Genomic DNA, 8,753 nt, shown 5'->3' on the forward strand with positions numbered 1-8,753 from the left:
AAGGCGCTTACGCTTTTCTTATCCTATATTTTAGAAAATTTACAAAAGATAGACATTAACTAAAAGCATTAATAAAGATTTTTTTAGGTCGATGAATTACATACACAAAAAATTCACTTACCTGAAGGAGAGCAACAAGATGCAACGGATAATAAATTTGATTTTGATTGTGATTTTATTGAGCGGTACTCTTACGGGCTGTTCATCCACAGAAAAGATTGAAAAGGATAGGGTTAAAATTGGTATTATGTTGTCTGACGTCGGACTGGGGGATCAATCTTTTAGTGACTCAGCCTTTGCCGGTCTTGCCAAAGCCAGAGACGAACTAGACATTATTTTTGATTACAGGGAAGTACAAACGGTTGGCACTTATGAAAAAGGTTTTACAGAGCTTGTGGAAGCAGGGAACGATATAGTTATTGGCCTGGGATTCATGGTTCTGGAAGATCTTGAAAAGGTAGCGAAAAAATATCCTGAACAGCAATTCATACTAGTGGATTCTGTATCTGAAATGGATAATATCACATCGATTACTTTTAAAGAAGAACAAGGAAGCTTCCTTGCAGGTGCTATTGCGGGAATGACGACTAAATCAAAAGTGGTTGGTTTCGTTGGGGGAGCCGATGTTCCGCTTATCAGGAAATTCAAGGCGGGATTTGAACAAGGCGTTAAAGCGGTTAACCCTTCTGCAACAGTGAAGGTCGCATTCGCAAATGATTTTGGGAATGCAGAACTCGGAGGAAAAATTGCTGCTGGCATGATTGATGAGAGAGCCGATGTCCTTTATGCTGCAGCAGGTTTCACTGGTATTGGTGTCTTGAAGGAAGCTCAGGCCAAGAAAAAACTTGCCATTGGTGTAGACAGTGATCAATACTTTTTTGCCGAAAAGGCGATCATCACCTCTATGTTGAAAAATGTGGATGTGGCCCTTTATGAAACAGTGAAGGAGTTTAAAGCTGAAAAGCAGCTTTCTGTAAAGCAAATTGAGCTTGGCATGAATGAAAAGGGAGTCGGCCTTGCCCCAGTCAGGGTCATTAAACTCACCCCTGATCAAGAAAAAAGTCTGAGAGATCTGGAAGGAAAGCTATCCAGAAATGAAATTTCAATCAAGTTAGATTAAAACTGCAACCGGGGGAGCTAACATGACCATAAAAAAGAAATTATTACTTAATTTGTTATTGCCAATTGGGCTGGCCATCGTGATGATTCTATTTATTATTTACAGGATGCTGATAGTCCAGACATCGAATCAAGATTACGTTAAAGTGCTATTAACGGTCCAAAATCTTCAGGCTGAAACCTCAGCTGCCAAACAATCGCTGAGCAATTTTTCCTTCAATCCAACCGAGGGAAACAGGCAGGAAGCCATTAAACTAATGGAAAATACATCTGAAAACTTTAAAAAAGCAGATAGCCTGATTAAACAGGAAGAGAGCAAACAGGTTTTAGAAAAAGCATATGGGAAGTTTACGATCCTGCAAGAAGAAGCAAATGCTGCACTTGAAGGGAAATTAACTGCTGAGGTAAAAAGGCAATCTCTTCGAAGCGAGGGTGTGTTGAATGATCTGCACTTGCTCAATATTATGGTAAATGAACACTATGAATTTTTACAAAGAGATTTGAAGAATCAGATTCAGTTCATTATCCTTACAGCGATTGTGGGCAGCTTCATTCTCGTTGTGACAGCAGGGGGAATTGGATTAAGGCTGACAAATTCTATTACGAAACCATTGAAGCAAATTGCTTTGAACGCTCAAGAAATTGCCAAGGGAAACCTAATGATTGAGAAAGTGCCGTATAGGCATAAGGACGAGTTAGGGACATTAAACGATTCTTTTGATCAGATGACCTTTCAGCTGACTTCTTTGCTTCAAAAGGTTAATATGGCTAGCAAGGAAGTAGAGGTATTCGCAGAGGAAATAGAGCGCGAAAATTACTCCCTGACGGAAATCTCCAATCAGGTGGCGGTATCCACAGATGAATTGTCCGCCGGAGCACAGACTGTGTCAGAGGATCTGCAGCAATCTGTACAGCTCATTGAAGATATGGATAAGGAAATCATGCATAATCTGGATCGTTCACAGGCATCTTCACACTACAGCCAGGAGGCGGTTGAGGCAATAGGTGAAGGGCGGAAAGTGATTGACGGACAAAAAATACTGATTACTGAAAATAATAATGCCTCTCATTCTATTAAAGAAGCAACTGAACAGTTCGTAGGCTATGCTGCAAAAATTGAGGTTATGGCTACATCTGTATCCTCAATTGCAGCGCAGACAAATCTGCTGGCTCTAAATGCGGCGATTGAAGCTGCAAGGGCAGGGGATGCAGGGAAAGGGTTCGCGGTTGTGGCTCAGGAGGTCAGGAAGCTTGCAGAAGAATCAAATGTGGCAACAGCTCAGATCTTTGAAATGGTCAACCTGTTGAAGGATGGGCTTGAAGATATTGCTGCAGCCGTTAATACAGGTGGTATGATCGCTGAAGAGCAGATGGAGTCAATGGAATTAACAATGGCTGCATTTGAAAATATTGAAACAAAGGTAGAAGGAATCTCAATAAAAATCAATCAGCTTGTCCAGGGGATGGAAGCATCAAAAGAATTGGGTGCAAGAGTTCTTTATAATGTGGAGTCCATCAGTGCAGTTGTGGAACAAACAGCTGCAGGCAGCGAGGAGATATCAGCTTCAACTGCAGAACAGCTCTCAGCCTTCGGAAATCTTTCCAAAAAAGTAACCGACCTCCGCAAGCTGACAAATGATTTGAATATTTCGGTTTCCGTATTTAAATTTAAAAGGTAAAATGTAAGTATCACGGCTAGAATGCTGTGATACTTTTTTATTTGGCAAAGAGAAAGCTCAATATTGATTTATTGATTTTGGCACTATGTTGATTAACTCAGAATGAGCGAGACAACTTCGGGAAACTCGGGATAACGCCGAGGAGGCTTCAGGACTGACCACGGAAAAGGTGCACTGGAGAGGAAATCAACAGGTAAGTTTAACAGAATTTTTTAATTAAAATTGAAGAAAAAATTAATAGAAACACAGCATTTAAGCTTTAATGCAGAAAAGGATGGTGAAGGGACATGAAACAGGCAGATATATTTTTAGCGTTTTTTCGAGTAGGAATCCTCGGCTACGGAGGAGGGCCATCCTCAATCCCACTTGTACATAAGGAAGTCGTAGAAAAATATAAATGGATGGAAGCCGATGAATTCAGCGACATTCTTGCGTTAGCAAATGCCCTGCCGGGACCGATCGCGACGAAGTTGGCAGGATATATCGGCTTCCGTGTAGCCGGCGTCCTGGGAATGATTAATGCACTGGCAGCGACAATTATACCAACCATTATTTTGATGATCCTTCTTCTGACCGGCCTGAATGCCTATAAGGATGAACCATGGGTAAGCGGCATGGCCCAGGCTGTGGGACCAGTAGTTGCTGTGATGCTTGCTGTTCTGACATGGGATTTCGTAAAAAAATCCGGAACCTCCAAGCTCGGTTGGAAATGGACAGCGATTGCGCTGGCTGGAAGCTTACTGCTTATGCAATTCCTACACGTACACCCAGGAATTTTAATTTTTGTTTTATTAATAGGCGCCTTGCTTAAGAAGGACTCTTCTTCTAAAAATGAAAAAGCAGGAGGAGAGCAGCGATGATTTATTTTAAAATTTTTTTGGCCTTCTTTATCCCTGGGATTTTAGGCTACGGCGGAGGTCCGGCCTCCATTCCGTTAATTGAAAATGAAGTAGTTGACCGCTACGACTGGATGACGGTTAATGAATTCAGTGAAGTGCTCGCGATGGGCAATGCCCTGCCAGGACCAATCGCAACGAAAATGGCCGGTTATATTGGCTATTCGGAGGGAGGAATCCTCGGTGCGGCTGTCGGAGTATTTGCTTCAGTTGCTCCTTCCTTGATCTTAATGATCGGGTTGCTCGGCCTGTTAATGAAATTTAAGGATTCTCAGAGAGTAAAGCGTCTTACCCTCGTCGTCCGTCCAGTCATTGCCGTTTTACTTGGGGTCATGACATATGATTTCTTTTTCTCTTCCTATGAAGGGGTCGGACTGCTGCAGACAGGACTAATCGGCGGCCTGAGCTTTTTGCTTATGGAAAAAATGAAAGTGCACCCTGCATATGTCATAGCAGGAGCGCTCGTATACGGAGCCCTTGTTTTATCTTAAACAAGGGTTTTTCTTATACATTTTTCATATTTTATTTTTACTGAATTTGGCAAAAAGGGAGAGGAAATGCATTAATGCGCAAAAAAAAAATCTAGCTTACTCCCGCAACAATGAAAGCGGTATCATGGGTTTGAATATCAAAATACTATATTGACAAACAAATCAGAAGGTTTTATGATTTCAATTATCAAATTAAATAAGTTACTTATCAAGAGTGACCGAGGGATTAGGCCCTATGACGTCCGGCAACCTCCTTTTAGGAACGGTGCCACTTCCTACAGAATGATTTCATTCTGAGAGATAAGTCGTATAGATTTTTACGATGCCTCTTTCTGTGAATGAAAGAGGCATTTTTTCGTTTAGAGATACGAATTGTTGCTACAGAGATACCAGGCGAATAAGGACGTTTTGATAGGGGGGCAATACATGATAGAAGTTAGTAAATTGGTCAAGGTGTATGAAACGAAAAGTGGAACTGTAACAGGTGTTGACCATGTATCGTTAAGGGTGAATAAGGGTGAGATTTATGGAATCGTCGGCTACAGCGGAGCAGGAAAAAGTTCCTTGCTCAGATGCTTAAATCTCCTTGAAAAGCCGACGTCGGGGGAAGTGATTATCGACGGTGTGGAGCTTACTTCCTTAAATAAAAGTGACCTGCGCAAAGCGCGTCTGAAAATAGGTATGATTTTTCAGCATTTCCACCTCGTCAGTGCTAAAACGGTAAGTGAAAATATCGCTTTTGCCCTAAAAGCAGCAGGCACTCCAAAAACCAAGATAAATGAAAGAGTAATAGAATTACTGGATATGGTTGGCCTTTCGGATAAAAAAGATGTATATCCTGCACAATTGTCCGGGGGTCAAAAACAGCGCGTGGGGATTGCCAGGGCACTTGCGAACAATCCTTCAGTCCTGCTGTGTGATGAAGCTACTTCAGCATTGGACCCAAGCACAACAAGATCGATTTTAGCATTGTTAAAAAAGATAAATACTGAATTAGGAATCACAATCGTCCTCATCACTCACGAAATGGAAGTAGTCAAGTCGATTTGTGACAGGATGGCTGTCATGCAGGATGGAAAAATCATCGAAGAAGGAAATGTGTATGATGTGTTTGCCAACCCGCAGCAGCCACTGACAAAGGACTTTGTCAACTCGATCCTTCAGTTTGATCTTCCGGAAAGGCTGCTTGAGGAGCGTCAGGGAAAGATCATTAAAATTTACTTCCAGGGTGCGATTGCTGAGCAATCCGTCATTTCTGATGTGTTCCAAAAATTCAAAGTAAGAGGCAATATCCTTCATGGAAAGATTGAATACATACAGGAGATTCCGCTTGGGATTTTTATCATGGAGGTTGCAGGTGACAAGAACGAACTTGACCGCGCTATAGACTATATCGCATCAAGAACAAAAAATCTGGAGGTGATTCATGATGCTGCCTGAGAGCCTGGTTTCCCTGCTGCCGGAATTGAATAAAGCATTCTTTGAAACGATTTATATGGTCGGAATATCTATCGTTGTGGCGATCGTCATTGGGCTGCCAACGGGGGTGCTGTTATTTGTCACAGATAAAGGCTTATTCCTGGAGAATCAAATTTTTAAAAATATCGCAGGCTTCATCGTAAATATGCTTCGTTCAGTTCCATTTATCATCCTGCTGATCGCCCTGCTGCCGCTGGCTAACTTAATTGCCGGCACTACAATTGGGCCAACAGCAGCATCTGTTTCCTTATCGGTCGCAGCCATTCCTTTCTTTGCAAGAATAGTAGAGCAAAGCTTCCGGGAAATCGATAAAGGGGTAATCGAGGCAGCAGTTGCAACAGGTGCAACACCGTGGATGATTATAAAAGATGTACTTATCCCAGAAGCCCGTCCGGGAATTGTCCAGGGAGTGACCATTACGATCATCAGTCTTGTTGCCTACTCAGCAATGGCAGGGATTGTTGGCGGCGGCGGAGTTGGCGACCTTGCAATCCGTTTCGGCTACTACCGATATGACAATACCATCATGATTACTACGGTTATTATTCTAATTTGCCTGGTCCAGCTGATTCAGTTCGGCGGGGACAGGATTGCAAGATTAGTAGATAAAAGATAAAAGATAAAAAAATGGGGGTTATTTTAAATGAAAAAGCTTATTTATTCAGTCGTTTTATTCTTAACAATCGGATTGCTTGCAGCATGCAGCAGCGATTCAGCTTCAAACGGAGATACGAAGGAAGACAAGAAGGAAGTCACATTTGGAGCGACTTCTGGCCCTTACAGTGATATGGTTTCCAAAGCAATCAAACCATTGCTTGAGAAAAAAGGATATGAAGTGAAAGTTGTGGAATTCAGCGATTACATCCAGCCTAACTTAGCTTTATCAAAAGGGGACCTTGATGCAAACCTATTCCAGCACAAAGTGTATATGGAGAATTTCGCAAAAGAGCATGACCTTGAATTATCTGAAGTTATTGTCGTCCCAACAGCTCCAATGGGAATCTATTCAAAGAAATTCAATTCACTTGATGAGGTATCAGAGGGCTCTGCCATCGCAATTCCAAATGACCCAACAAATGCTGCCCGTGCCTTTCTGATTCTAGAAGACGCTGGTTTGATCACTCTTGATCCGAACGCTGATCCACTTACTGTTTCTGAAAAGGATGTAAAAGATAACGTCAAGAATCTGCAGTTCAAGCCAATTGAAGCAGCACAGCTGCCAAGAGCAGTAGAGAGTGTAGATCTTTCTGCCGTTCCAGGAAACTTTGCACTAGCAGCAAAAATGAATCTGCTTGATGCTCTGCAGCTTGAAAAAATGCCTGACCAGTACCGCAATCGTGTTGTCATTAATACAAAAGACGAAAATGCACAATTTGCAAAGGATATAAAAGAAGTTGTAGAATCAGCAGAATTTGAAAAAGTAATTGATGAAGAGTTTAAAGGCTTCGGAAAGCCTGAGTGGATGGAATAGGCTGATTCTTATTCTGAATGTGATCTATTTTTATCCATGATAAAGTCCCATGATACCTGAAGAGAATTCAGAGTTTCATGGGACTTGTTCATTTTTATAGCGCTCTCCCCTATAAATTGGTTAATATATTAACAGAGATTTCTTTTTGTTATGCTACCTGAAAAAAACATAAATGGTTACAGAGGGAGAATTATGAATAGACGAGATAAGAGATCAAGACACTTGGCAGCTATATCGCTGGCAATTATGGGAGTGGGTTTCCTCGCAGCGATTCCGTTTCAGGAATCATTAATCGGAAAGCTGTTAATGGGGGGATTCGAAGCAGGCCTTGTAGGCGGACTTGCTGACTGGTTCGCTGTAACAGCCCTTTTCAGGCATCCAATGGGCATCCCGATTCCGCATACGGCACTCCTGCCTAAAAATCGTGAAAAGGTGACACAGTCATTAATCAATATGCTCGAGAATGATTGGCTCACTAAAGAGAGCATCATGGATAAATTCACGCAGATTCACATTCTGGATAAAATTTTTGAGACAGTCGAAAAAGAACTGCATTCAGAGTCCGTGAAAAAAAACATTCAATCCTTCAGCCTTGAGATTGCAAACAAAGTTGATGTGGAAAAATTCGCTCCTTCCATTGAAAAGGAGATCAAAGACTTCCTGTTAACAGCTGATGTCTCAGTGCTTTTGCAAAAAGCTTCAAGTCATGTGTTAGCTAAGCAATATGATGAAGCCGCATTTAACTATATGCTCGCAGAGACTGAAAAATGGGCATCCAAAGAGGAAGCGAAAATGGTCCTCGGCAAGCTTGGCAAACAGGCAATTGAGACTACCCAGGCAGACGGATTGTTAAAATTCGCGATTCAATCCTTCAGCAATATGATCACCGAAGAGAAAATCGGCAATATGCTGCAGTCTTTCATTTTAAAGAGAATGAACAACCTTAAACAAAGTGACAATCGATACAGGCACATGATTCTTGAGAAGGTTCGCAAAGAGCTTGGAAGCATTGATGAACGAGAAGCGATAATGTTAGAAATCCAAAGCTGGAAAAATAAAATGGTGGAAGAGTTGGAGATTTCAAACCAAATCAAAGACGTGCTCGCAAAGTTCAAGGAACGTGCAATCTCTTTTATTGAAAAAGAGAGCTTTGTTGATGACCACGTAATTCCTATTGTGAACAAATTCATCGATGAGATTAAGAATGATCCTGAAAAAGTGGCAGGCATTGAGAGATGGCTTCATACAAAACTTGCTGGACTGATTGAAAGGAACCATTCAAAGATTGGCAAGCTAGTTAGGGAAAATCTCGACAAACTCGATACAGAAACATTGATCGACATGATGGAAAACAATATCGGAAAAGACCTGCAGTGGATCAGGGTCAACGGTGCAGTTTGCGGCTTCCTGATTGGGATAGGACTAACGATCTTTAAACTTCTTATTATGTAAAAAAACGGCAGACACTCGATGTTCCTCATGAAAAAAGGCTTGGTTGCTGACCAAGCTCAGACTGTAGACAAACTCGATTAAAGAGAGCTTGTCTACAGTTTTTTATCTTGGGTGGGTAGTAAAACAGGTCTGTTGATTTCCGTTCCAGGCGCTTCGCTTTCCGCGG

The 8,753-nt window shown here is 41.8% G+C and carries 8 protein-coding genes and 1 riboswitch; all 8 genes read left to right on the forward strand.

Annotated elements, in window-relative coordinates:
• The first annotated feature begins 139 nt into the window (after window positions 1-139).
• Window positions 140-1,120: a BMP family lipoprotein gene (locus V7654_RS18265; protein WP_335432161.1), complete on the forward strand. Its 981-nt coding sequence runs from the start codon at window positions 140-142 to the stop codon at window positions 1,118-1,120.
• A gap of 22 nt (window positions 1,121-1,142) precedes the next feature.
• The gene (locus V7654_RS18270) at window positions 1,143-2,798 is read left to right on the forward strand and encodes a methyl-accepting chemotaxis protein (protein ID WP_335432162.1); all 1,656 of its coding nucleotides are present in this window, start codon (window positions 1,143-1,145) and stop codon (window positions 2,796-2,798) included.
• A gap of 287 nt (window positions 2,799-3,085) precedes the next feature.
• Window positions 3,086-3,658 (forward strand): chromate transporter, encoded by a 573-nt coding sequence (locus tag V7654_RS18275; protein WP_335432164.1) that lies wholly within the window; start codon window positions 3,086-3,088, stop codon window positions 3,656-3,658.
• A complete protein-coding gene (locus tag V7654_RS18280; protein ID WP_335432165.1) occupies window positions 3,655-4,185 on the forward strand; it encodes a chromate transporter in 531 nt (176 codons plus the stop codon). Before V7654_RS18275 ends, V7654_RS18280 begins: the two co-directional genes overlap by 4 nt.
• 202 nt (window positions 4,186-4,387) lie before the next feature.
• Window positions 4,388-4,492: riboswitch (SAM riboswitch) on the forward strand.
• A gap of 119 nt (window positions 4,493-4,611) precedes the next feature.
• Window positions 4,612-5,625 carry a methionine ABC transporter ATP-binding protein gene (locus V7654_RS18285; RefSeq protein ID WP_335432168.1) on the forward strand — a complete coding sequence of 338 codons (1,014 nt, stop codon included), beginning with the start codon at window positions 4,612-4,614 and terminating at the stop codon, window positions 5,623-5,625.
• Window positions 5,615-6,280 (forward strand): methionine ABC transporter permease, encoded by a 666-nt coding sequence (locus V7654_RS18290; protein WP_335432299.1) that lies wholly within the window; start codon window positions 5,615-5,617, stop codon window positions 6,278-6,280. Before V7654_RS18285 ends, V7654_RS18290 begins: the two co-directional genes overlap by 11 nt.
• 27 nt (window positions 6,281-6,307) lie before the next feature.
• A complete protein-coding gene (locus tag V7654_RS18295; protein ID WP_335432170.1) occupies window positions 6,308-7,135 on the forward strand; it encodes a MetQ/NlpA family ABC transporter substrate-binding protein in 828 nt (275 codons plus the stop codon).
• A gap of 192 nt (window positions 7,136-7,327) precedes the next feature.
• Window positions 7,328-8,587: a DUF445 domain-containing protein gene (locus tag V7654_RS18300; protein WP_335432172.1), complete on the forward strand. Its 1,260-nt coding sequence runs from the start codon at window positions 7,328-7,330 to the stop codon at window positions 8,585-8,587.
• The last annotated feature ends 166 nt before the right edge of the window (window positions 8,588-8,753 follow it).

Source organism: Bacillus sp. JJ1609, from assembly GCF_036967045.1.
Taxonomy (GTDB): Bacteria; Bacillota; Bacilli; order Bacillales; family Cytobacillaceae; genus Mesobacillus.